Here is a 25,971-nt window from a genome sequence, read left to right on the forward strand (position 1 = left end):
AAACCATAGAATACAGGTTTATTAACAAGGTTTCTGTGCTTCCGTGGCTAAAAATTATGATCTGTTATCAATCGTCATCTCGACAGAAGTGCAACGGAACGGAGAGATCTTTGAACTTGCTCTGTGGAGATTCGCGGTATCAGCGGAAAACCCTTAGTTCTTATTTGCCCGCAGATTTAAGATGATCGACGCAGAAACGTTATAAACTTATCGTCATCTCGACTGGAGTGCAATCCCGAACTTTCGGGAGAGAGATCTTTGAACTTACTCTGCGTAGATTTGCGACACCAGCAGGAAACTCTTTTATACTAATTATAGCAAATTGTTCGTTAATAATCTTCAACAGACTTAGTTTGATATAGTAGGATGCCTGCAAGGAGAATTCTTTGAAAAATTTTATTAAAAAGCTTCATTCCAGGGGTTATTAAGCGTTCTTCTTTAAAATTAAAGGAATTGATTATTAGTGTTTTACTATTGTATTAGTTAAAATTTGTTAATTATTTAGAATAGTTCTAAATAAAGATCTATATTTGTTCATCATTATATGTTTGGTTAGTTGATGATAGCAAGACCTGTTTGCCTGCATTACTCAATGCAGGCGAATCAGGCACTATTCCACGAAAAACTTCGATTTATTTTTTTACATACGACAGTAATAAATTTGATTGAATTGATTGTAAAAAATAGGATATTGGTATATTGTGAGCCTCTAAACATCCTTATTCGCATGAAAAGATCATTTTTAAGCTTCCTTTTGATTTCTTTTTTAACTATAACTGCTTATGCCCAAAAGAAACCTAATTTTTGGGATGACGTGCAAACCATTAAAAAATACGATCAAATGTACAAACCACCCGTTCATCCGGTGTTATTTGTAGGAAGTTCATCCATCAGGAAGTGGGACGACTGTACACAGATTTTTGCCAAATACAATGCTTTAAACCGCGGTATTGGTGGTGCTGTAATTAACGATATTATCTTTTATTTAAATGATGTTGTTTTCCCTTACCAGCCTAAGCAGATTGTACTGTATGTGGGGGAGAATGATTTACCAAACGAAACGGTTACACCTGACACTGTTTTAAACCGTACCATCCGTTTAGTGCAGGCCATTAGGGCAAAGTTACCAAGGGTGCCTATTGTTTACATCTCTATTAAACCAAGTCCGAGCAGGGATAAATTTAAAGAAAAGGCAGTAGCTTCGAATGCACTGATCAAAAAATTTTTAAGTGGAGAAGCCAATACGAAGTTTGTTAATGTTTATCCATTAATGTTAACGAAAGATGGAAAATTAAGACCAGAACTTTTTGTGGAAGATATGTTGCATATGAATGCTACAGGTTATGCCATCTGGCGAAAAGCTGTAGAACCCTATTTGCTGAAATAATTGGTTTTACCACCACTGCCCGCTATTACTTAGCCCCGATTGAACGGAAAGCCCACAGCGCAGTGAGGACTTGCAGTAAAAGCGGGACTGGAACACACCGAAGCACCACAGCTATTGCGCTCCAAAAACAAGCATCATTATTTTCTTACCACCTTAGTACGCCAAAGATTTAGCCATATAAGAACATATAAGTTAATATGCTCTTTTAACTTTATTAAATGGTTTTGGCAAGCTATTTATTGTTCCCCAAAAAAGAAACTATATATTTTCTCACTACCTTAACACCCTAAATATATCACTTTAATTTATGCATTGTATCCCGTTACCTAGCCCCGATTGAACGGAAAGCCCGGAACGAAGTATGAGTGAGGACTTGTAGTGAAAGCGGGACTGGAACACAGCTAAGCACCACAGGCATTGCGCTCCAAAAACAAGCATCATTATTTTCTTACCACCTTAGTACGCCAAAGATTTAACCATATAAGACATATAAGAACATATAAGTTAACATGCTCTTTAGCTTTATTAAATAAGGCACCTAAGCACACCTAAGTTTTCGCTAAAGCGTATGATTACACAGATTTGGGGATTACACAGCTAGTTTTGCATTGGAACTGGTAGTTTTGGTCTTTTAGCTTTGGTCTTTAGTCTTTCAGCTTTAGTCTTTAATCAGAATTAAAATTATATATTTATTATTGCGTTCAAATCATCCTCCCTAACCAGATGAATAAACTTTTACTTGCGATTATATTTTGTTTAATAGGCTATGGTGTGCATGCCCAGGATCTTTTGGCTATTCCGCAGATTGTAAATTATAATAATGAGCAGTATAATGCCGGCATCCAGAACTGGGACGTAGAGCAGGATAGGAACGGTATGCTTTATTTTGGCAACAACGAAGGTTTGCTCACTTTTAACGGACGCTATTGGAACCTTTTCAGGCTGCCCAATTATACCTCGGTACGTTCGGTAGGCATCGATTCTAAAAACCGCATTTATGTGGGCGGACAGGATGAATTTGGATACTTTTACCCCAATGCACAGGGTGTTTTGAAATATACTTCTTTATTAAACCTGCTGCCAGAGAGCATGCGGAAACTGGCCGATATCTGGGGTGTTTCCATCATCAATGACGAGGTGTTTTTTAGGTCGATACATGCTATTCTGCATTATAAAGATGGAGTAATTAAAAGTTATAAAACCACCACCACCTGGCTGTTTATGGGAATGGCGAACAATAAAGTCTTTTCGCAGTCTTCAGATTCAGGTTTAATGATTTACGACCACGAAATGTGGAAACCCTTTTGTAGCGATAGTGTTTTAAACCGCTCGAGCATTACAGCTGTTCTGCCTTATGGGGGCGATACCCTGCTGGTTTCTGTTTTGAAAAAGGGTTTCTTTCTGGTGGTTAACCACCAGCTAATACCTTTAAAAACAAAGTTGGATCAGGTGTTTTTAAACGATAGGATTTATTTTACCAATCAGATCAGCCAGCATTTGTATGGTGTAGCCACCACCTCAGGCGGTGTGTACATTATGAATAGCAAAGGCGAGCTGGTTCAGAAATACAATTATAGAGAAGGTTTGCAGAACAATAACGTAAGGGGTATTCTGATCGATCGTGATAAAAATATGTGGCTGGCCCTGGATGATGGAATAGCCTATGTGGCCATTAACAGTGCAGTTAAGAATATTTTTCCTGACCGTAATAAACAGATTACCAGCTATGCTTTCCGGAAATTTAACCAATCGATCTATATTGGTACATCAAACGGCTTATACCGGGCAAAAGTAAGTTCAGGGGTACAGGATTTAAGCTACTCACCTGCCTATTTTGAAGAGGTAAAGAATACCAAAGGCCAGGTTTGGGGCCTGGATGAGATTAACAACCAGTTATTAATGGCGCATGAGGATGGAACATTACTGGTAGAAGACAATGTAGCCAGGCCGATTTACAGCCTGATCGGAACGTGGATGTACCAAACCCCGGATAATATTTATCCGAGTAGTGAGGTAATTGCCGGAACTTATGCCGGACTGCAAAAAATAACCTATAACAACTCCAGTTTTATCAACGCGGGGAAAATAGGAGGCATTGCCGAAACCTTACGCTTTATTGTAGCAGATAACAATAATCCCGACCGCATCTGGGCATCACACCCTTACCATGGCGTATATAAAATAGAATTGCAACCCGATCATAAACGTGTGCTCCGAACCACTTTGTATACCGATAAAAGTGGTTTACCCTCCAAACTTTACAATTATGTTTTCCATATTAAAAACAGGGTAGTTATTGCGACGTCTGATGGTATTTATGAATATGATGAAGGCAGACAAAAATTTGTCCGTTTTAAATTATTGGCCAATGTCCTAAATGGCGTTTCTGTTCAATACATGAAGGAAGATGGTGATGGGAATATCTGGTTTGTAAGCAATAAAAAAGTAGGCGTGATCGATTTTAAACATCCTTCTGGTGCAAATCCCTTCACTATCTTTTACCTGCCCGAACTGGATGGGAAAGTAGTTGGCGGTTTTGAATCTATTTATACGCTCGATAGCAAGAATATATTTATTGGGGCAAATAAAGGGGCTTACCATATTAACTATGAAAAGTATATTCAAAACATCACCAAGCCAATTGTAACCCTAGGGCAGGTTAAATTGCTTGGAAATAAAGACAGTTTGGTATTTGGTGGTTATTTTGTGAGCAAAGGGGTAATTTCTGCTAAACAAGACCAACAAGAGATACCAGAATACATCAACAGTTTAAATTCTATCCATTTCGAATATGCTTCTACACTTTTTGAGCACGATAAGAACATCAAATTTAGCTATCAACTGGTTGGCTTCGATCGCGAATGGTCTGCCTGGGGCACCAAAAGTGAAAAGGATTACACCAATTTGCCAGCTGGGAAATATACTTTTAACATTAAGGCCAGAACAGACGTAGGCAACGAGTCGGTCGTGGTGGGCTATACTTTTGTGGTGTTACCCGCCTGGTACAATACCATCTGGATGAGAATTTTTTACTTGATCTTAGTTGTACTGCTCATCAGACTGATTATTAAATGGCAAAAGCGGAAACACATTAAAGAGCAGGAACGGATGAGTTATCTCCATCAGCTCGAACTGGACAGGAATGAAAAGGAAATTGTGAGGCTGCAAAACGAAAAGTTAGAAGCGGATGTAAATTATAAAAACAAAGAACTCTCTACCATGACCATGCATTTGGTTCAGCGGGGTAAAGTATTAGCCAAAATAAAAGAAGTAATATCGGCGGTAATTAAAAACCACGATATTAATGAGAGCTCGCCAAGTTTCAGGCATTTAATCAGGCTGATCAGGGATGTAGAAAAAAAGGACCAGGAATTGGATCACTTGAGCGTTCACTTTAACCATGTAAACACCGAATTTTTCAATAAACTCAAAGACCTTTATCCTGATTTAAGTCAGAACGATTTAAAGTTTTGTGCCTATTTATCGATGAATCTATCATCAAAAGAAATGGCGCAGCTGATGAACGTAACCATTAAGGCCATCGAAGTGGGTAGATACCGTTTAAGAAAGAAGCTTCAGCTTAAACCAGAAACCAATTTATATGAGTTTCTGATCAATATTGCCCGTCAAAAGACATCTTAAGCCGATGTTTTTGTTACAATTGAAACATTTTCTATTGAAATAAGTTAATTATCTGATTTTCAGTATTTTTATCGCTTGCCTGTAGGGCTTATGTAGGTCTGTATTTCTTTTTTTTAAGTGAATTGAGGGCTTCTGTATGGTTCGTGTAGTAGCAACAAATTCTGCTATTGTTACGCACCGCTATAGATTTGATTTATGAAACGGGGCCACCAAACTCCCCGGTCATAAACTAACCAAATATTAACTTAAAACTAATTTCTATGAGAGGAAGATTTACATTCGTATTCTTCGTTTACTGTATCTTGGCATTTCCCTTTGCCTTATTGGCACAAGACATTCCCGTTACAGGAAAAGTAACAGAACAAAATGGTGCGCCGTTACCTGGCGTAACCGTTAAGCTTGACGGAACAACTAAGGCAGCATCTACTGATGCCAATGGGGTTTTTAGCATTCAGGCACCTGTGGGTGGAAAAATAACCATCAGTTTAATTGGCATGGCCACGCAAACGGTAACTGTTCCGGCAGGAGGCCGTATCAATGTTTCGCTTACAGCCGATTCTAAAGATTTAACAGAAGTGGTTGTTGTGGGTTATGGTACACAGAAAAAAGCCCTGGTAACCGGATCAATCTCCAGCGTAAAGGCAAAAGATCTGGAATCGATGCCTATTAACAGAGTAGAGCAAGCTTTACAGGGAAGAACATCTGGTTTAACCATTGCAAGTGGTAACGGACAGCCAGGATCGGCTTCAACTGTGAGGGTGAGGGGCTTCACCTCTTTTGCATCTTCTGGTAATAACGATCCGCTTTGGGTTGTTGATGGTGTAATTGTAGATAATGGCGGGATCGGTTATTTAAATCAGTCAGATATCGAATCTATTGAGGTTTTAAAAGATGCAGCTTCGCAGGCAATTTATGGTGCCAGAGCCGCAAACGGCGTAATTATTATCTCAACCAAGAAGGGTAAAGAAGGAAGGTTAGCTATAAATTACAATGGATTTTACGGTACACAAGCACCAGCTAAAAAGCTCAAATTGCTAAACGCAAGTGAATACGCAACAATCAGGAATGAAGCCTATTCAAATAGCTATAATGCAGCAACCGATGGCCCTTTAACACTTCCGTATGCAAATCCATCATCTTATGGAGAAGGTACTGATTGGCAATCGGTTGTTTTTAATAACGACGCCCGCAGACAGACCCATGAGTTTAGCGTTTCGGGCGGAACGAATAAATCTACCTTTTATACTTCTTTTGGTTATCTGGATCAGGAAGGTATTGTAGCCACACCGATTTCTAATTTTAATCGCGCTAACATTCGCCTTAATTCTACATTTAAGCCTGCTAAGTGGATAAGCTTTGGTGAGAATTTAGGCTATAGCCATTCGGTTAACAGCTCATTAGGTAATACCAATAGCGAGTTCGGTGGTCCTTTAAGTTCAGCAATCCATTTAGATCCAATTACCCCGGTTATTCAAACCGACCCAACGGCTATAGGCAAGTCTCCTTATACCATTGCGAATATTATTAGAGACCCCGCAACAGGATTTCCTTATGGTATTTCAGGCCCTGTTGGTCAGGAAATGAGTAACCCGCTGGCTTATATTCAAACCAGATTGGGTAACTACGGTTGGGACCACAACATTGTTGGTAATGCTTTTTTAGAAATTGAGCCTATTGAAAATTTAAAATTCAGATCTTCATTAGGAACTAAACTTGCTTTTTATGGTTCTGAGTCTTATACCCCTTTATTCTGGTTAAGCCCATCTAATACAAATACCAAGACGAATTTCTATCGTGAGATGAATATGACCTTAAATTATAACTGGGAAAATACCATTAGCTACTCAAAAAGTTTTGGTAAACACCATGCATACGCCATTTTTGGTCAAGGTTATTATATGGACAATAATAACCGTGGCTTAAACGTAAGGTTCAACAATATCATTGCGCAAGACTTTTATCAGGCTAATTTAAATTATAAACCGGCCACTGCCGATATTCAGGGTGACGGTAGTGATGGTACCTTGCATGTTGTTAACTCTTTATTTACCCGCGTAACTTATGATTATGATGAAAAATATCTATTTACGGGTATTGTTCGTCGTGATGGTTCTTCACGCTTTGGTACGAACAACCGATTTGGTTACTTTCCTTCAGCCTCAATAGGATGGGTGCCTACAAAAGAAGGTTTCTGGAAAGAAAACAAGATCGTTAATTTCTTAAAATTACGCGGCAGCTATGGAATTACAGGAAACGATGCCATTGGTGATTTCAGTTATGTATCATTGGTGAATAGCGGGCGTAATTATTCTTTTGGTACTACAGATGTAAGTACTATCGGATGGAGTCCGGCTGCTTTATCAAATCCTGATTTGAAATGGGAAGAAACTCACCAAATAGATATAGGTTTGGATGCTACTTTATTTAACGATTTTACGCTTAGTGCTTCTTACTTCAAAAAGAAAACTATTGGCGTATTGCAAACACCATCTATCCCGCTTTATTTAGGTGCAGCTGGTGGTGCCGCAGAAAATGTTGGCGATATGCAGAACACCGGTATAGAATTCGAAGTCGGCTACAGAAAAAAAATCGGAGAACTTAGTTTAGGTATCAACGCTAATATCTCAACCTTGAAAAATAAGGTAACCAAGTTATTGCCCGGAAGAGAGTTTATTGAAGATAACGCACAGAGCTTTCAAGGCATGGGTAACTTTACCCGTACCGCACTTGGACGTGCATTCAATGAGTTTTATGGATATGAAGTGGCTGGTATTTTCCAATCACAAGCAGAAATTAATGCTTACACAGGGCCAGGTGGTACAATACTGCAACCTTCTGCAAAACCCGGAGATATTAAATTTGCCAATTTAGATGGAAATGAAACGATAAATGGTAGTGATCGAACTTATTTGGGTAGTCCGCTTCCAAAATATACCTACGGTATTACCATTAATCTGGCTTATAAAAACTTTGATTTTGTTGCCTTCGGAAACGGTGTAGGCGGAAATATGATCTTCCAGGGATTAAGACGTTTAGATGTAACTTATGGAAACTGGCAACAATCAGTTCTTGATAGATGGACGCCTACAAACCCATCCACTACTGTTCCGCGTGTTGCAGATAAGGATCTTAACGGAAACTACACAAAGTTCTCTAAAAATTATTTGGAAAAAGGAGATTACTTCCGTTTAAAAACCCTTCAGGTAGGATATAATCTTCCAGCTAATGTGATTAAAAAAATTGGCGCACAAAAAGTCCGGGTATATCTGATGAGTGAAAACCTTTGGACCATTACAAAATATTCAGGTTACGATCCCGAAATCGGTGGAACTGTATTGGGGGTAGATAGAGGTATTTATCCACAGGCCCGTTCGTTTATGGTAGGTTTAAATGTTGGATTCTAAAAAAAAATAAAATGAAAAAGAATATTTTAGCTATTGCAGCCCTTTTAACCGCTTCTCAACTAATCGTTTCTTGTCAAAAACAACTGGATGTAAATCCGCGTGAACGTATTCTGGAGACAGGTTATTATCAAACCCAGCAGCAGGCTTTTACTGGTTTGGTAGCTGTTTATGATCAATTGGGTAATCAGTCTAGTGGCTACCTCACAAAACTTAATTTATTTAGCTCTGCATCAGATGATCATTTCGCCGGTGCCGATTCTCCATCAGATTTAGGAGATATGCAAGCGATGAATAACTATACGGTAAACTCATTATCAGGTGCCCCAAGTTATTTATGGAGTAAGGGTTTTACCGGTGTTTACCGTGCAAATGTTTTATTGAAAAAAATAGAAGGTATTACAATGGATGCTTCAACCAAGGCAAGGTATATTGCCGAAGCTAAAGCATTGCGTGCTATATTTTATTTTGATTTGGTACGTATCTTCAAAAATATACCATTAATCTTAGCACCGGTAGAGCCTTCTGGTATGTTTGATGTTACGCAGGTTGCCCCCGCAGATGTGTATAAACAAATAGAAAAAGATTTAGCTGAAGCGTTACCTGCTCTTCCTCTAACTATCCCTACTGCGGATGCAGGGCGTTTGAATCAAGGTGCAGTTCATGCAGTTTTAGGTAAGGTTTACTTATGGGAAGAAAAATGGGCTCCGGCAGCCGCAGAGTTTGCGCTTGTAAATGGTACGGCTCCTGGTGCAAGCACTTATGGCTATAAATTACTTCCAAACTTTGCCGATTTATGGAATGTTAAAAACAAGTTCAATTCAGAATCTATTTTAGAACTCAGCTACAATACTACCTCTAACATGGGCTGGGGTAACGTTGGAAGCCGTGAAGGTAATGTGATGGGCATTCTGGTAGGGCCTCGTAATTATGTGCCTGTAATTGCTGCAAAAGCACCAGACTATGTTTCGGGATGGAGTGTTATGCCAATAACGAAAGAATTATTTGACTTAATTCACTACGACCCGCGTAATAAACCTACTGTTGCCAATTTAGATAGTTTGGAAAAAGCGGGTATTGTAACCTACAAACATGCCAATGATAATACCGGATATTTTGTTGAGAAATATGCGGGAAGAGTTTCTACCAAAGCAGCTGTTGGCCAGTTAGAATTAAACTTTGGTCAGAATATGTACGAAATACGTTTAGCTGATACCTACTTGATGGAAGCCGAAGCATTATTGAAAAGTGGTGCTGCAGTTGGTGCAGGTACCAGGGCTTATATTTTCCTCAATGCCGTAAGAGCCCGTGTAGGTTTAAATCCTGTTGCGGTAACCATGGATAATATCATGAAAGAAAGACGTTTGGAACTGGTGGCTGAAGGACAAAGATGGTTTGATTTGGTGAGATGGGGACTTGCCCCAACTAAACTGGCTTCTAAAGGATTTCAGGCAAATAAAAACGAGACCTTGCCGATCCCACAGGCTGAGTTAAACAACACCAAAATTCTTCAGAGCAAAGAATGGGGTGGAACAAAATAATTGCTCATCTATACACGCTTAAAGTTTAATTGTTAACAGGGAGAAAGCACAGTCTTTCTTCCTGTTTTTTAATCCGATTTTCATTTTTATCTATGCTTTCTACCAAACCGCTTCGTCTTTTTATTGCTTGTATTTTTACCTGCTCTTCTCTTTCCGTTATTGCCCAAAACCAGGCAGAAGTTTGGCTTACCAAGGCAGATCGATCTGTATTATTTGCTAAACAGGCAGCAGGTTTAAGTTTTGCTACAGCTAAAAATGATCACGCAACGATTGTGGTAAATGAAAAAGAAACTTTTCAAAGCATTGATGGTTTTGGTTCTGCCTTAACCGGCGGAAGTGCACAGCACATTGTTAAGATGTCGCCCTCAGCCAGGGCCGCCTTATTGAAAGAGCTATTTGCTACCGATGGAAACAACATCGGCGTGAGTTACATCCGTTTGAGCATTGGTGCTTCTGATTTAAACGAAAAAGTATTTTCATATAACGACCTTCCCGAAGGACAAACCGATTTAATACAGGCTAAATTTGATTTAGGCCCGGATAAGGTGGATGTGATTCCGGTAATGAAGGAAATCCTTGCGATTAACCCTAAGCTAAAAATTATGGGTTCGCCATGGTCTCCACCCTTATGGATGAAAACTACTTATGATGCCCGTGGGGGCATGCTAAAGCCCGAATATTACGATGCTTACGCTAAATATTTTGTTCGGTATGTACAGGAAATGCAAAAAGAGGGTATTCCTATCGATGCCATTACTGTTCAAAACGAACCTTTGCATCCGGGCAATAACCCTAGCTTACTCATGGTTGCACCAGATCAGGCGCTTTTTGTAAAGAAATTTCTCGGTCCGGCTTTTGCTAAGGCCAAGATTAAAACTAAAATTCTGGTGTATGACCATAATGCCGACCGCCCAGATTATCCGATTACGATTTTAGATGATCCGGAAGCCAAAAAATATATCGATGGATCTGCCTTTCACCTGTACGGAGGAAAAATTGAAGCTTTAAGCGATGTGCACAATGCCCATCCCGATAAAAACATTTACTTTTCTGAGCAAATGGTGGTAGAACAACCAGATGCTACAGATATTAAAATTGTGAACCCGGTTAGGCGTTTAATTATTGGCGCTACCCGCAACTGGAGTAAAAATGTACTGGAGTGGAATTTGGCCGCCGACCCAGAAAATAAGCCTTATACCGATAGGGGTGGCTGTTCGATGTGCCAGGGCGCAGTAACCATTGATAAAGATTCTTATAGCAGAAATCTGGCTTATTATTCCATTGCGCATGCTTCTAAATTTGTTCGTCCAGGTGCTGTTCGCATTGCTACTAACGATTTATCCGATCTGCCAAATGTTGCCTTTAAAACACCTAGTGGAAAACATGTTTTAATTGTAGCCAATAGTGGTAAAAATACCGCTAAGTTTAATATTAGCTTTAACGGCCAATCACTTGTTGCAACACTCGATAAAGGCTCTGTAGCCACATATATCTGGTAATTATCTAAAACCTAATCTTATTTTATGTCTTTTACAAAATCAATCTTATATATTTTTCTGTTCAGCATTGTTTCGTTTACAGGGTTTAGTCAAGGGTTTTTAAAAGCCGAGGGTAAAAAAATAGTGAACGCAAAAGGCGAGAATGTTTTGCTCCGCGGCTTTGGTTTAGGTGGCTGGATGTTGCAGGAAGGTTATATGCTCAAAATCAACCAAGAGGCACAACAATACCGCATCCGCGAACGGATAGAAGAACTGATGGGCCCAAAACAGACCCAGGAGTTTTACGATGCCTGGTTGGCCAACCACATGCGCAAAATCGATGTCGATTCGTTGAAACGCTGGGGCTTTAATTCCATCCGTTTACCCATGCACTACAATTTATACACCCTGCCAGTAGATAAAGAGCCGGTTGCAGGCAAAAATACCTGGCTGGAAAAGGGTTTTGCCTTAACCGATAGCCTGTTAGCCTGGTGTAAGGCCAATAAAATGTACCTGATTTTAGATTTGCACGCTGCACCTGGCGGACAAGGGAATGATTTAAACATTGCCGACCGCGATCCATCAAAACCGTATTTATGGGATAGCAAGGCCAACCAGGAAAAAACCATTGCACTCTGGAAAAAACTGGCCGAACGTTATAAAGATGAACCTTATATTGGTGCATACGATATTTTGAACGAACCTAACTACGGTTTCTCAAATCCTGAAGAAGATAAAAACGGAACAAAAGAAAAAGTGAATGCGCCTTTAAGAAAATTAATGATTGAGATTACCAAAGCCATCCGCGAGGTTGATCAAAAACACATCATTATTATCGAAGGCAATGGCTGGGGCAATAATTATAATGGCATTTTTCCACTGTGGGATAAAAACATGGTTTTGAGTTATCATAAATACTGGAATTATAACGATCAGGCGTCAATAGCACACATTATTAAGGCCAGAGATGAACAGCATATTCCGGTTTGGCTTGGTGAAACAGGAGAAAATTCTAATGTTTGGTTTACTGATGCCATCCGCCTTTTAGAAAAAAATAACATCGGCTGGGCTTGGTGGCCATTGAAAAAAATAGGAGCGAATAATCCGATGGAAATTAAATCGAACCCCAATTACGATGCGCTGGTAAAGTACTTCAATAACGGTGGAGACAAACCTAAAGATAGCAATGTATACAGCGGTTTAATGGAACTGGCTATTTATTCGAGATTAGAAAATACGATTATTCACAGGGATGTGATCGATGCGATGATCCGTCAGCCTTTTAGTAATGAAACCAAGCCGTTTAAGCCCAGTCTTATTAGAGATAAAAGCATTGTGTATGCCGTAGATTACGATTTAGGTAAAAATGGCAAAGCTTATTTCGATACAGATACTGCCGATTACCATACCTCAACAGGAAAAAGAAGTGCAGGTAACCGTGGTCGGATTTACCGGAATGATGGGGTGGATATTGCAAAAGATTCTACCCAATACGAAAAGTATTATGTAAACCATATCGAAAAAGGAGAGTGGTTACAGTATACCGTAAATGTTTCGCAAAAGGGAACCTACACTTTAAAAATAAATGCTGCGGCAGATAATGCTTCAGGTAGAATGACCATTATGATCGATAACAAAGTAGCGGCTAAAGATATTGCGGTTCCAAATACCGGAGATAATAAGAAGTTTGCAACCTTTGCGGTAAAGAACGTTGTTTTAAAGGCGGGCAAGCAAAAAATTAAGGTGCTGACAGATGCAGGGGGCTATAATTTTGGTTATATTCAATTTGTAAATTAAAACAAAACATCATCTTGAAAGGCGTAAAACGTATCCTGCTCATTTTGGGAGCAATTGCCATTGCGGTTGTTGTTCTTAGATGCATGAATGTTGCCGACCGATTGCCTGAAGATGCGAGGGGCGAAGCCTATACCGGAGCGGCTACCTGTGTTAAATGTCATAAAGATTTATCGCAGTCTTATGCACATAGTCCGCATGGTTTAACTTCTAAGCCCGTGGTAGATGCAGCTTTATTAAAAATTTTCGCCCCTGATTCGAACAGTTTCCAATATGATGCAACCCAAAAAGTAATAATAGAAAAGAGGGATAGCGGCATATTTCAGGTGGCTTATCAGGATGGCAAAGCTGTGCGTGCGCAAAAGTTTGATATGCAATTTGGTTCAGGCGAAAAAGCCTATACTTATACCTATTGGCAAGGCAAGAAAATGTACGAACTGCCTTTATCTTACTTCGCTGCTATTAAGAATTGGGCCATCAGCCCTGGTTTTCCAAAAGAAAGCTTTTATTATGACCGGGCGATAACGAGCCGTTGTTTAGAGTGCCACACATCTTATGTAGCTATTAAACTCACACAAAAATCTACTTTTTCAAAAGATGAGGAAATGGAAAAGGGCGCTGTTATTTATGGGATAGATTGTGAACGTTGCCACGGACCCGGCAAACAGCATGTTGTTTTTCATCTGGAGAACCCCGAAGAAAAGACAGCAAAATTTATCACATTGTATAAAACACTTACCCGAAAACAAAAGATGGATGTTTGCGCTGTTTGTCATTCGGGCAATACTTTGGTGGCACAGCGATCTGTATTCGGTTTCCAGCCGGGCGACGATTTAGAGGCTTATTATTCGCAGGATTTTACAGGTTTTGGCGGTGGTAATATTGATGTACACGGTAACCAAAGTGCCATGCTAAAGGGCAGTAATTGTTATCGGAAAAGTGAAACCATGACTTGCCAATCCTGCCACAATACACACGAAAATATTAAAGGGAATTTAAGCCTCTATTCTCAGCGCTGTATCAATTGCCACAAAATTACCAATCATAGCGAAGCTACTTTAGCTAAAGGATCGCTCAGTACCAATTGTATCGACTGCCATATGCCTGAAGAATCTTCAAAACTGATCACCTTTCAACAGGCGGGTAAAGATCATTTGAGTCCGTACCGGTTACGCTCACACCATATTGCCATTTATCCCGTTATTAATAAGTAAAACCCAAACTTGTATTAAGAAATTCCCCACTATCCATTAATAGGACTTGGATTTCGTACATTTGGTTTCCACCTTAAAAATTAGATAGTAGCCAATATGCTCATAAAACACTACTTAGCTTTATTCTTCCTCCTTTTTCTCTCAACCCCTATTTTTGCTCAAAAGAAATTTACCATTAGCGGCACCATCCGCGATGCAGGTACAGGCGAAACTTTAATCGGTGCAACCATCCGGATTTCCGGAGCTTCTACCGCAGCAACCCTAACCAATAATTATGGTTATTTTGCTTTAACACAACCTGAAGGTACCTACACTGTGGCTGTAAGTTATACGGGTTATGCATCCATTGTTAAAACCATCAGTTTAATTAAAGATACCAAGCTGAACGAGGAATTAAAAAGTGCAAACGATTTGGATGAAGTAACAGTAAGTGCCAATAACCGTAAAAACGAAAACGTTAAAAGTGCGCAAATGGGTTTGGAAAGGATCGATATGAAATCGCTTAATTCTATACCTGTACTGCTTGGTGAAAAGGATATCTTAAAAACCATCCAGCTGTTACCAGGCGTAAAATCGGGTGGTGAGGGGAACACAGGTTTCTATGTGCGCGGTGGTGCTGCCGATCAGAATTTAATTATTCTGGATGAAGCGGTGGTATACAACTCCTCTCATTTGCTTGGCTTTTTCTCCACTTTTAATGCTGATGCAATTAAGGATGTAAGTTTATACAAAGGTGGTATGCCTGCTCAGTACGGTGGTCGTTTATCGTCGGTTTTAGATGTTAAAATGGACGATGGGAACAATAAGGAATTTAAATTTCAGGGTGGGATCGGATTGATTGCCTCGCGTGTAAAAGCAGAAGGGCCGATTGTAAAAGACAGGGGTTCTTTTATGGTGAGTTTCCGCAGAACGTATATCGATCTGTTTTTAAGGTCTTCGCCCGATTCGACCGTAAATGGGAGTACCTTAAATTTTTATGATATTAATGCAAAGGCAAATTATAAGATCAATGATAAAAACACCATTTATATTTCCGGCTATTTTGGCAAGGATAATATCGGCGTAAAAGATCTATTCGAAAACAACTGGGGCAATGTAACCACCACCATCCGTTTAAACCATATTTTTAGCGATCGTTTGTTTTCAAATACCTCGTTAATTTACAACAACTATAATTACACCGTTCGCTTATTAAATGATGCGACCAACTTTAAAGCAACCTCACTGGTTCGGGATTTTAACTTTAAAGAAGATTTCCAGTATTTCAGCAACAAGCATACACTTCGTTTTGGTATCAATGCTACACAGCACCGTATTTCGCCAATTGATATTGATAGTGATGAAGCATCACAGGTAAATTCGCTTACGCAGGAAAGGCGTTATGGCATAGAATCAGCAGCTTACATTTCTGACGAATGGGCCGTAAACGAACATTTAAACTTTTTATATGGTGTACGTTTGGCTGCTTTTTCTTTAATGGGGCCTGGTAATTTTAGTACGTATGATGCCGATGGGAATACCCTGTCGACAGAAAATGTAGCCAAGGGAAAATTCCATAAAAACTACTTTAACCTGGAGCCACGTTTTTCGGTGAGCTATCTGTTTAACGAAGAAAATTCGATAAAGGCTTCTTATAACCGCAATACCCAGAACGTCCATATTTTAACCAACGCTACTTCCAGTTCACCAACCGATCAGTATGTGTTGAGCAGTACCAATATTAAACCCGAAATTGCCGATCAGGTGGCTTTGGGGTATTTCAAAAATATTCAGGATAACAATTACGAACTCTCGGGAGAAATTTATTATAAGTGGCTCCAGAATCAGATCGACTATAAAAATGCGGCCGAATTATTGGCTAACTCAAATGTAGAATCAGAACTTTTATATGGAGTAGGCAGGGCTTATGGAATGGAACTGTTTTTTAAGAAAAAATTTGGTAAGCTGAACGGTTGGGTGGGATATACCTTATCGCGTACTGAACGTAAATTTACAGAACTTAATGATGGTAAATATTTTCCCGCACGGCAAGATCGTACGCATGATATTTCGTTAGTGGGCATTTACAACATGACCAAGCGGTGGACTTTCTCCTCGAGTTTTATCTACAGCACTGGTAATGCCGTTACTTATCCGGCGGGGAAATATACTATTGGTGGCCAGGCTGCTTATTATTATACGCAAAGAAATGCAGGCCGAATGCCCTATAATATGCGTTGGGATGTAAGTGCAACTTTAGAGGGGAAAGTGAGGAAGAAATACCAATCGAGCTGGAATTTTGGAATCTATAATTTATTGGCCCGGAAAAATCCTTATGCCATTGAATTTATTACTGATCCTGATCATCCAGGCAAAACTGCTGCCCAGCAAACTTCGCTGTTCGGTCTTATCCCTTCGATTACCTGGAACTTTAAATTTTAAAAGCATGAAAAAACTGATTATATACCTTTCGCTGTTCACTTTCTGTTTTACAGGTTGCAAGAAAATTATTCAAATTGAAACCGAAAATGCCGATCCTCAACTGGTAATTGAAGGTGTGGTTAACGATTCGCTGATCGACCAGCAGATTAAGATCAGCAAAACCATCGGTTATACCGAAGCCAATATTTTTCCGAAAGTTTCGGGAGCAAGCGTAACTGTAACCGATAATAAGGGAAATACTTATGTTTTTAAAGAAGGCACAACGCCAGGAACTTATATCAATAAAATGAAGGGCGTGCCGGGTGTTACCTATAATTTAACCGTTACTGCCGAGGGACAAACTTATACCGCCAGTTCAAAAATGCCCAATGTGGTTAAAATGGATTCGATAGGGGTGATTAAAAACTTTTTCTTTGGTCGCGAACGCAAAACTGCTGCTGTATTTTTAAAAGACCCGGTCAACGAAACCAATTTTTACCATTTTAACCTTTATGTAAATGATATTTTATCGGAACGTTTCTATGTAAATAACGATCGTTTAACAAATGGAAACGACTTAAGGATTCAGCTATTTTTTAAACCACCTACTAACGACCACGACAGTGATGAGTTGAATTCGAACGATAAGATTAAAGTAGAAATGGAGTGTATCGATTCGAATATTTTCGATTATTGGTATGCTTTAAGTCAGCAATCGAACCGGGGGCCAAACCAGGGTACAACTCCAGCCAATCCAGCTTCTAATATTTCTAATCAGGCATTGGGCTATTTTAGTGCCAATACTTACCAGGTGCTATCAGCAACTGTGAAATAGTATCCATAAATAAGTCAATTCGTATTATCCAAAACACCTTAGAATTTTTAGTGTTAAATAAAACATGAAAGTATTTATAAGTGGCAACATTGCTTCAGTTGGCATAAAAGAACTGGAAGAAAACAATATTTCGATTACCCAATGGAAAGAAAACCGACAGATTACAGCCGAAGAACTGATTGAAGCCTGTCAAAGTCAGGATGCCTTGATCAGCGTCGGGCCAAATAAGATTAATGCCCAATTTTTAAAGGCCTGTAGTCATTTAAAGGTTATTGCTTTACATTCTGTAGGTTACGATCAGGTAGATGTAGCTGCCGCCAAAAAATTAAATATTCCAATCGGAAATACGCCTGGTGTTTTGAGCGGCGCAACTGCCGATACTGCTTTTTTATTGATGCTTGCCGTATCGCGAAAGGCCTTTTTCTCGCACAAAAAAATCATTAAAGGCGAATGGAAAAACTATGAGCCATCACCCGAACTGGGAATTGAGGTAAACGGCAAAACGCTGGGTGTTTTTGGTCTGGGGAAAATTGGATTAGAGATGGCTAAAAAATGTAAGGCTGCCTACCAAATGGAGGTAATTTATCACAACAGATCACGTAACGAAGAAGCTGAAAAAGAGATCGGAGCCAAATATGTTTCGTTCGAAGAACTTTTGGCACAAAGTGATGTATTATCTGTACATACTGCGCTAACGCCCGAAACAAAGGATAAATTTACGCTTGATGTTTTTAAACAGATGAAACCCAAATCGATTTTTATTAACACGGCCAGAGGTGGTATTCACAATGAAAAAGATTTGATCCAGGCGCTGGAAGACAAGATCATTTGGGGAGCAGGTTTAGATGTAACCAATCCGGAGCCAATGGATAAAGATAATCCTTTACTATCGATGGAAAGTGTTGCTGTTTTGCCACATATCGGCTCAGCTACCGAAGAAACCCGAGCAGCCATGGCACGGATTATTGTTAAGAATGTTCTGGCTGGGTTAAAAGGGAAAAAGTTGCCTTTTGAGGTGATGTAAGATGAATGAGCGTAGTAGGTTGCAAGGAATCGTTCTACTGCAAACTTCAATGATATGTTGTTGAAGGCCTTTTATAGTCGAAAATAAAAAACATTTGCCCTTCGATAGGCTATCATTGGCAGGTTCCAAAAGAAGGTCGTCATCTCGACCGAAGCAACGCGGAGCGGAGAGATCTTTTAATATAGTCCAAAGATCTCTCCTCCGAAGGAGTTCCTTTGGAACACTACGGTCGAGATGACGATTCATTGCAAACCTGCCATCCAGCTTGCAATCCTATTTCCCTTATTCCCTATTTAACAAGATACTTAAACACCGATCTTCCTAAATTTCCGTTAGCATCTATACCCTCGATAATTACTTTATACTGGCCTTTGCCATCTGCATTGTAATATTCGAAAGAAGTATTACCCGTAGCATCGGTTACCACTTTAGGGTTCCAGTAAATGGTAGTTCTTAAATCATTGCGGTTCATGCTCGCAGGAACATCGTATTTTGGAGAATAGAACTGTTTTTCTTTGTTGTAACCCTGTGGTGAGAAAGTAAGTTCGTAGTATTTGGGTAGCATATCCATTAGCTGCGCTTTAGATATTTTAGTGCCTTTAGGTGCTTTCTTTTGATTGAATACAATAACCCCATTTACATTGTTTGCACGGTTTACCAAGCCTAATTCATCTCTTAAAAATACCTCAACTGATTCGATCTGATTGGCATCAAGTGTATTGATCTGGTTTACATCCACGTTCATTCCATTGATAAAGATACCCATCGGGATTTTTTTGCCCTGGTTATAATCTCTGCTCACGTAGAAATTGTTATCTGCAAAAGTAACACCAGCCAACATGCCCTGTAAACAGTTAATCAGTAAACCACAACCTTTTAATCGATCGCCACTCACTTCATGGTCGGCCATTTGGCTAAGTCCGCTTAGTGCCGGGTAATCTTTATGGCTTACTTTAGGAACCACGGCTGCTTTAATGTTTACATCTTTTAAAGTGTGTAAATAAGCATATTGTCTTTTGCTGTTATCGAGGTAACTGGTTAAAGCACTATCGATGTTTAGAACCTCTTCGGCTGCGCTAAAGTTTCTCGTTAAAGCAGGAATAGGTGCACCGTTTAAGCTTAATGTCATGTTTTTATAGTTTACATTATACTTGGCGGTAATGGTCACTTTAGAAGAATCGTTGAACATCAGGTTTTGAAATTTAAAATTCCCAACAGGATCTGTGGTGCTTTCTAAATTAAAACGTTTATCAGGTATGGTTAATAATAAAGCTCCTTTTCTAACCGGTATGCCATTGTTCTGCCTTAGAATACCCGAAATTTCGATGCCTTGCTCGGGTAAGAAATCAATTTTAGGTAATTTATTGGCGATAATATCGGTGTATTTGAAACTGCGGTAGCCTTGGGTAAGTAACAATACATCTAAATCTGCGTTTTTCTTCTCATCGGGTGCATTAAAGTAATAATTTGCTTTTTCGATATAACCCTTTACATCGCTGCTTAATAATAGCTCCGTTAATATAGTACTGGTTGCGTCCTCACTTGATGGAACCTTCGACTCATCTACAACCGCTACCGAGAAGCTGCCTTCTACAGGGGCGCCGTCTTTTTTAGCCGCCACATTTATTTTAACCTTTTTCTTGATTCCGTAGGTAGTTGCAGCGCTGGTTAAAGTTACGGCCATGGTATTTTTATGCTGAACAAAAACCAAGCGCTCGCTTAATGGTTTACCAAATTCATTAAATAAGGTAAACTGTGCAATTCCATTCGGGAATTTAGATTTAAGTACGGTGGTATTGTACGTTTTGTTTGATAATGCTGTTTGCGCACCATAGCAGATAACGCCTTTACTCTGCGCAATTAAATAAAGCTTTTTGCCTTGGTTTTGCTCAAAGAAAGCATCATTTGCTGCAATTTTTATGGCCACATTATCGGCGCTGCTATTATCTATATTTATGGCAACACCATTTGCTGCCACTGCAGGCAAATTATAATTTTGAGTAGTGCCATCAGCATAAGCAACTGCCGCTTTGTAGGTTTTTCCAGCTTCAGCCAATAAGTTGAAACTGCCCATTCCTAAATGCTGAGCGGTAAAAGTAGTAACAGTTTTGCCGTCGTTATCGGTTACCGTGCCTTTAGCGTTAATGCCCAAACCATCACTTTTAATGGCTTTAAAGGCTACCTTGTTGGTTAAGCCGGCTATTAAACTTCCACCTTCAGGGAAAAATTGAAAATCTTTGCTTACGATAGCATTTTTAAGTTGAAAGCTACTGCTGGCTACATCTTTATCAGTTGTATTAATGCTGGTAATCAGTTCGCCTTTTTGTAATTGATATTCTGCCTTTTGCGCATTGCTCATGGCTATTGTTAAAAAGCCATTGGCATCTGTTGTACCCCTTCCTTTGGCAATAACTGTATAACTGGTAACCACTTGCCAGCTTACATTTTTATTGGCATAAGGTTTATTATTGGCATCTTTAAATTGTACGCGCGCATCAATTTTTTCTAACTTATCAGTAGAGGTATTTTTATAAGTGATATGGGTTTTTACTTCCTTGTCAATGGCTTCCCCTACATAAAAAGTCTTGTTAAAATAAGCAGGATCTTCACTATTTAGCATCCATAAAGTATAAGCCCTGATATGGTAGTTACCTTGTTTATAATTAATCTGATCTAAGGGGAAACTGCCGTAAGCAAAACCACCGGTAATCGGTAATTTTAGGGTTTGAATAAGCGAATCTTTCTGATTGATCACATCAACATAAATGATCTTACTAATTGCAGATAAGAAATTCTGGTTTTCGGTAACATATGCTTTAAACCAAACCGTATCGGCAACAGCGTAATAGGGTTTATCGAAATGAAGATAAATTTTCTCTGCAGGATAATCGCTCAATACCTTATTCGTTTTGGTAATGATGCTGTTTATGCTAATGGTGTCGGTTTGTGCCGACGAAGAAAAACTTAGTGCTGATAGAAGTGACAGTATTATAAACGATAATCTAAAAATCTTCATGTATTGGATATTAAATGCTAAGCCCGTAAATATATCCAATTATAAATAGAGCACATAAAATGTGATGATGTTTAACATTTTTTTACAAAAGATTTAAGTTCATTGGTCATTAGTTCTCTGGTTCATTCCCCGTATACCGTCCTCCTGAACTTGTTTCAGGATCTAATACGAGAGTACTTTTTAGGTTAACCGGTTAATTGTTTAAATCGGTTAATCGACTCCAAACGCCCAGCTCCAAACTGACTCTCCTAAAACAAAACAAGCCGCTAAATAGCGGCCCGTTTTAAATATAGTGTTGTTTGCCTGTTATTTAAACTCGATCAAAAATTCTTCTTTAGGTGAACGTACTTTTTTAAGGTTTACCAACCAATCGCCAGCTTCATCCCTGTTTCCCAATGGCAATAGGGTAACACTTTTTAAGCCTTTTTTATCTAAACCTAAAAGTGCATCTAAAGCAGGGCCATTAAAGCCTTCCATTGGTGTGGCATCTACTTTTAACAAAGCTGCTTCTGCAATGGCAATGCCGAAACCGATATAAGCCTGACGGGCAGCATGGTTAAAGTTTTCTTCTGCTGTTCTAGATAAAACCATACCTTTTAACTGCGCTTTGTATGCATCAGTTCCACTTTCTGGTAAGCCACGTTCAGCGTTCATTCTGCTAAAAACGGCATCAATACCTTCTTCAGTATAGTTCTCGTTGGCTGCGAAAATTAGCAGGTGAGAAGAATCGATAACCTGCGATTGGTTATAAGCAATCGGTGCGATTTTTTCTTTTAACTCCTGGTTGGTTACCACAATCACTTTAAATGGCTGTAAACCAGAAGATGTTGGTGCCAAGTGTGCAGCAGCAATAATTTTATCAACCTTTTCTTGTTCAACAGGTTGACCGTTCATTTTCTTAACGGCATAACGCCAGTTTAGGGCATCTATTAAGCTCATATTTTTGAAGATTTTTTTTAAATTTTATGAAGCAAATATGGAGATAAGGAATAAACCTATTGTTGATGTATGGTAAGAAAATAAAATAGCGAGTAATCTGGTCGTCATTTGCATAAAGCTTACATGTCGCTTATATTCTTATATGGTTAATGTTGTTTCATTATTAGAAAATGATCAGTTTGTGGTTCTTGGCGGTTTGCAGTCCCGCTTTCGCTTATAGTCCTCGCTACGCTCCGGGCTATTCCGCTCTATCGGGTTTATGAACAAGGGTTCTGCACCCTGCAACCCCAAAAATGAAATACTGTTTGAACCATCTAGCCCCGGTTGCAGCGTTACCCTGCAGCAACGAGGTACGAGGAAGCGAAGCGTAAAAGCGTAAAACGGGAAGAAACTTATTGTTTTATACAGGACTTGCGCTCCAATAAGGAATGATCTGTTATAAGCAATTGCCATGATTCTTGTTTATATCCAAGTCAACGCCAAAGAAGAGCCTTAGTTTTGGCCGTTGACTTCAGTCAACGGAATATTAAATCTTAAAAGAAATTAAGGCACAAACCTCAAATCGCTGCGCACCGGAAAGTGATCGGATAACTTGGCCTGGGTAATTTTGTAATTTAACACTTCAAGTTCCTTAGAAGTAGCAATATAATCGATCTGAAAATTAGGGAACTTACCATTATAGGTTTTGCCAAAACCGGTACCCTTTTTAATAAAACTGTTGTTTAATCCGGAGGTAATTTGGGTAACTACATAAGAAGCCGGGGTATCGTTAAAATCGCCAGCAATAAGGTAAGGCGTTTTACAGGTTGCCATTTCCTTTTTCATAATATCAACCTGACCGCTACGTTTCAAAAAGGCACTTTTCAGCATTCTTAAAATCCGTTTAGATGGCTGCAGTTCGGTATTCATTTCTTTTACCTTATCCAAGTATTCGTAATCCTGCTTTTCGAAAGAAATAGATTGAAAGTGCACATTGTAAACCCTTAAGGTTTTTCCTTTGATGTTTAAATCGGTATAAATACCCATGTTGCCAGGGAAACCTTCAACAAAAGGGATTTTACCAGAATCCTTGATGGGGAATTTAGAAAATATGGCTAAGCCAGTAGCTTCGTAATCGTTTTTATTGGTGGGTACGAAGTAGTAGTATTTTGTATTTAGTAGTACCTTCAAGCTATCAACCGTATCAAAAGCGCCTTTGTAACGGGTAAAAAACTCCTGGAAACAGATGATATCAGGATTTTGATCTTTCACCACCTGAAGCATTTTTTCTTTTACCGATTCGGTATTGTCTTCTCCGTATAATTTAAAGCTATGCACGTTGTAGGTCATCATCCTGATGCTATTGTCTGCTTTTTCAGTGCCACCTTCATCGCCACCAATGGCAAAAGTTGCTTTTAAAGTTTTAGCACCTAGTGCGATAACCAAAACGGTGGCAATTGCAAAAATCCATTTCTTGCTTAAAAACCACCACACCAAGAAGATAATATTAGCGAATAGGACAAAGGGATAGGCGAGACCAAAAAAAGCAATAATGGCATGTTTTCTTGGATCCATATTTCCGGCAAGAACCCCCAATAGCAATGCAATTGCCAATACAACGGCAATGGGCAAAAGGAGTTTATCCACTAAACTATACTTCTTCTTTTTTGTGGCCATTAATCTTTACTTGCCTTAAATAGTTTTTCTTTTTCTACTGCTGTTAATTTATCGTATCCTGAGGTTGATATTTTATCTAAAATGGCATCTATTTCCTGCTGGGAAACGCCGCCTTTAAATTCGGGTTTTTTAACCGGTTTTTCATTCCGAACTACCTTTAATTTCGGTTTGCGTTCGAACAACTTGCTCCAATCTCTTCCACGCTGCAAACTTTTAATAAAAGTGAAACCTAAAAGTGCGCCACCAATGTGCGCTAAACTTCCGCCGGCATTTACTGATCCAATGGCAATAAAATCGAGTACAAAATAAATAATGGCAATCCATTTAATTTTAACCTCTCCAAAGAAAAGCAACATGATGGTATAATTAGGCACCAGCGTTGCAGCAGCGAAAATAATGGCCATCACTGCGGCAGATGCCCCTACAATGGTTACTCCTGCTAATCCACCAGAATAAACTGGAAATATATTTAATATGGCTATGGCAAATAAGCCGCCAAATAAACCGCCGGCAAGGTAAACAAAATGAAATTGTCTGCTTTTTAAGAAATTCATGAATATGTTGCCGAACCAAAATAAACCGAGCATATTGAATAGGATATGAAGAATCCCATCATGAAAAAACATGTACGTAAATATGGTATAAAAGCGTTCAGGTAGTTTGGAAATACTGGCAGGTAAACCAACATATTCTCTAAGCCATAAATCAAAATCGATAGGGATACGACCTAAAAAAACAATTACACCAATAATGGCGGTGATTAAAAACAGCATCACATTAACCCCAATGTAAAAGAACAATGGGTTGCCCGATTGAAAAACCTTGTATTTTAAATCTTTGAAAGTATTATTCATAGAGTGTATAAAATGTATCGTTTTTGTCTTTCCATATTTTAACGAGTATAAAGCCAATTAAAGCACCACCTAAGTGGGCATAATGGGCTATAGAATCGCCTTCGAACTGGGCAACACCCAAAGATAACTCTACTAAAATATAAATTGGTATAATATATTTTGCTTTCACCGGAACCGGAATAAACATAATAAACAATTCGGCATTTGGATAAAGCATGCCAAAGGCAACCAATAAACCAAATATAGCACCCGAAGCACCTACCATACCGCCAAAATAGATGCTGCGTAGTGTAACCGCTTGTGCCATAGAAAGTTGGTTTGTGTTAAACTCCCCCTGAAATAATGCGGTAAGGTTTATCTTTCCGTTATTAGTGGCACTACCTATAATATGATGTACTTCGTAAGCCTGTACGGCCCACTGCAATGCCAGTGCACCTAATCCGGTAATAAAATAAAAGACAATAAATTTTTTGCCTCCCCATCTCGATTCTAACAAACTTCCAAAAGAATACAATGCAAACATGTTAAAAAAGATGTGTGCTATACCACCATGCATAAACATGTAGCTAATCGGCTGCCATATCTCAAACTTCGGAGAATCAAAATAATATACAGCTAAACGATCATCAAGGTGGAGCGTTGTGAGTAGGTAGCTAGCCGCGAAAAATAAGATGTTAATAATCAGTAGGTTTTTTACTACCGGTGGAATATGTATATTGTTCATTTAATTCTTTATTCTTTTTAAGCGGCAAAGTTTAATCTTCATTTGTTTTCCCTAAACCCTAAACCC

At 39.1% G+C, this 25,971-nt stretch carries 15 protein-coding genes; 10 read left to right on the forward strand and 5 right to left on the reverse strand.

The window, feature by feature from the left end; translation table 11 throughout:
* Window positions 1-727 precede the first annotated feature (727 nt).
* From J7E57_RS19300 to J7E57_RS19345, 10 genes are all read left to right on the forward strand, one after another.
* On the forward strand, window positions 728-1,387 hold the full coding sequence (locus J7E57_RS19300) for a GDSL-type esterase/lipase family protein (RefSeq protein ID WP_215124857.1): 660 nt from the start codon (window positions 728-730) through the stop codon (window positions 1,385-1,387).
* 723 nt (window positions 1,388-2,110) lie between these two features.
* Complete coding sequence (locus tag J7E57_RS19305; RefSeq protein WP_215124856.1) at window positions 2,111-5,029, forward strand: triple tyrosine motif-containing protein; 2,919 nt, start codon at window positions 2,111-2,113, stop codon at window positions 5,027-5,029.
* Window positions 5,030-5,289: 260 nt separating this feature from the next.
* Window positions 5,290-8,433 (forward strand): SusC/RagA family TonB-linked outer membrane protein, encoded by a 3,144-nt coding sequence (locus J7E57_RS19310; protein WP_215124855.1) that lies wholly within the window; start codon window positions 5,290-5,292, stop codon window positions 8,431-8,433.
* An 11-nt stretch (window positions 8,434-8,444) separates the two neighbouring features.
* Window positions 8,445-9,971, forward strand: a complete 1,527-nt coding sequence (locus J7E57_RS19315) for a RagB/SusD family nutrient uptake outer membrane protein (RefSeq protein WP_215124854.1) — start codon at window positions 8,445-8,447, stop codon at window positions 9,969-9,971.
* Between the two features lie 92 nt (window positions 9,972-10,063).
* Window positions 10,064-11,470: a glycoside hydrolase family 30 protein gene (locus J7E57_RS19320; protein WP_215124853.1), complete on the forward strand. Its 1,407-nt coding sequence runs from the start codon at window positions 10,064-10,066 to the stop codon at window positions 11,468-11,470.
* A 24-nt stretch (window positions 11,471-11,494) separates the two neighbouring features.
* A complete protein-coding gene (locus J7E57_RS19325) occupies window positions 11,495-13,246 on the forward strand; it encodes a cellulase family glycosylhydrolase (protein ID WP_251029977.1) in 1,752 nt (583 codons plus the stop codon).
* Between the two features lie 14 nt (window positions 13,247-13,260).
* Window positions 13,261-14,457 (forward strand): cytochrome c3 family protein, encoded by a 1,197-nt coding sequence (locus tag J7E57_RS19330; RefSeq protein ID WP_215124852.1) that lies wholly within the window; start codon window positions 13,261-13,263, stop codon window positions 14,455-14,457.
* Window positions 14,458-14,553: 96 nt separating this feature from the next.
* Window positions 14,554-16,878 carry a TonB-dependent receptor gene (locus tag J7E57_RS19335; RefSeq protein ID WP_215124851.1) on the forward strand — a complete coding sequence of 775 codons (2,325 nt, stop codon included), beginning with the start codon at window positions 14,554-14,556 and terminating at the stop codon, window positions 16,876-16,878.
* Window positions 16,879-16,882: 4 nt separating this feature from the next.
* Window positions 16,883-17,692 carry a DUF4249 domain-containing protein gene (locus J7E57_RS19340; RefSeq protein ID WP_215124850.1) on the forward strand — a complete coding sequence of 270 codons (810 nt, stop codon included), beginning with the start codon at window positions 16,883-16,885 and terminating at the stop codon, window positions 17,690-17,692.
* 64 nt (window positions 17,693-17,756) lie between these two features.
* Entirely contained in the window at window positions 17,757-18,716 is a 960-nt protein-coding gene (locus J7E57_RS19345; protein ID WP_215124849.1) for a 2-hydroxyacid dehydrogenase, read from the forward strand.
* Window positions 18,717-19,005: 289 nt separating this feature from the next.
* On the opposite strand, the gene J7E57_RS19350 is transcribed toward J7E57_RS19345, so the two are convergent.
* The 5 genes from J7E57_RS19350 to J7E57_RS19370 form a co-directional block, all read right to left on the reverse strand.
* Entirely contained in the window at window positions 19,006-21,732 is a 2,727-nt protein-coding gene (locus J7E57_RS19350; protein WP_251029978.1) for a carboxypeptidase regulatory-like domain-containing protein, read from the reverse strand.
* 306 nt (window positions 21,733-22,038) lie between these two features.
* On the reverse strand, window positions 22,039-22,671 hold the full coding sequence (locus J7E57_RS19355) for a nitroreductase family protein (RefSeq protein ID WP_215124848.1): 633 nt from the start codon (window positions 22,669-22,671) through the stop codon (window positions 22,039-22,041).
* Window positions 22,672-23,214: 543 nt separating this feature from the next.
* Window positions 23,215-24,327, reverse strand: a complete 1,113-nt coding sequence (locus J7E57_RS19360) for an endonuclease/exonuclease/phosphatase family protein (protein WP_215124847.1) — start codon at window positions 24,325-24,327, stop codon at window positions 23,215-23,217.
* Window positions 24,327-25,181, reverse strand: coding sequence for a rhomboid family protein (locus J7E57_RS19365; protein WP_215124846.1), 855 nt, complete (start codon window positions 25,179-25,181; stop codon window positions 24,327-24,329). Before J7E57_RS19365 ends, J7E57_RS19360 begins: the two co-directional genes overlap by 1 nt.
* Window positions 25,174-25,905, reverse strand: a complete 732-nt coding sequence (locus J7E57_RS19370) for a rhomboid family intramembrane serine protease (RefSeq protein WP_215124845.1) — start codon at window positions 25,903-25,905, stop codon at window positions 25,174-25,176. Before J7E57_RS19370 ends, J7E57_RS19365 begins: the two co-directional genes overlap by 8 nt.
* Window positions 25,906-25,971 lie beyond the last annotated feature (66 nt).

Origin of the sequence: Pedobacter sp. ISL-64, assembly GCF_018613605.1 — a bacterium.
Taxonomy (GTDB): Bacteria; Bacteroidota; Bacteroidia; order Sphingobacteriales; family Sphingobacteriaceae; genus Pedobacter.

Coding starts and splice junctions, on each gene's coding strand:
- J7E57_RS19300 (WP_215124857.1), top strand. CDS start 728: ATGAAAAGATCATTTTTAAGCTTCCTTTTGATTTCTTTTTTAACTATA.
- J7E57_RS19305 (WP_215124856.1), top strand. CDS start 2,111: ATGAATAAACTTTTACTTGCGATTATATTTTGTTTAATAGGCTATGGT.
- J7E57_RS19310 (WP_215124855.1), top strand. CDS start 5,290: ATGAGAGGAAGATTTACATTCGTATTCTTCGTTTACTGTATCTTGGCA.
- J7E57_RS19315 (WP_215124854.1), top strand. CDS start 8,445: ATGAAAAAGAATATTTTAGCTATTGCAGCCCTTTTAACCGCTTCTCAA.
- J7E57_RS19320 (WP_215124853.1), top strand. CDS start 10,064: ATGCTTTCTACCAAACCGCTTCGTCTTTTTATTGCTTGTATTTTTACC.
- J7E57_RS19325 (WP_251029977.1), top strand. CDS start 11,495: ATGTCTTTTACAAAATCAATCTTATATATTTTTCTGTTCAGCATTGTT.
- J7E57_RS19335 (WP_215124851.1), top strand. CDS start 14,554: ATGCTCATAAAACACTACTTAGCTTTATTCTTCCTCCTTTTTCTCTCA.
- J7E57_RS19340 (WP_215124850.1), top strand. CDS start 16,883: ATGAAAAAACTGATTATATACCTTTCGCTGTTCACTTTCTGTTTTACA.
- J7E57_RS19345 (WP_215124849.1), top strand. CDS start 17,757: ATGAAAGTATTTATAAGTGGCAACATTGCTTCAGTTGGCATAAAAGAA.
- J7E57_RS19350 (WP_251029978.1), bottom strand. CDS start 21,732: ATGAAGATTTTTAGATTATCGTTTATAATACTGTCACTTCTATCAGCA.
- J7E57_RS19355 (WP_215124848.1), bottom strand. CDS start 22,671: ATGAGCTTAATAGATGCCCTAAACTGGCGTTATGCCGTTAAGAAAATG.
- J7E57_RS19360 (WP_215124847.1), bottom strand. CDS start 24,327: ATGGCCACAAAAAAGAAGAAGTATAGTTTAGTGGATAAACTCCTTTTG.
- J7E57_RS19365 (WP_215124846.1), bottom strand. CDS start 25,181: ATGAATAATACTTTCAAAGATTTAAAATACAAGGTTTTTCAATCGGGC.
- J7E57_RS19370 (WP_215124845.1), bottom strand. CDS start 25,905: ATGAACAATATACATATTCCACCGGTAGTAAAAAACCTACTGATTATT.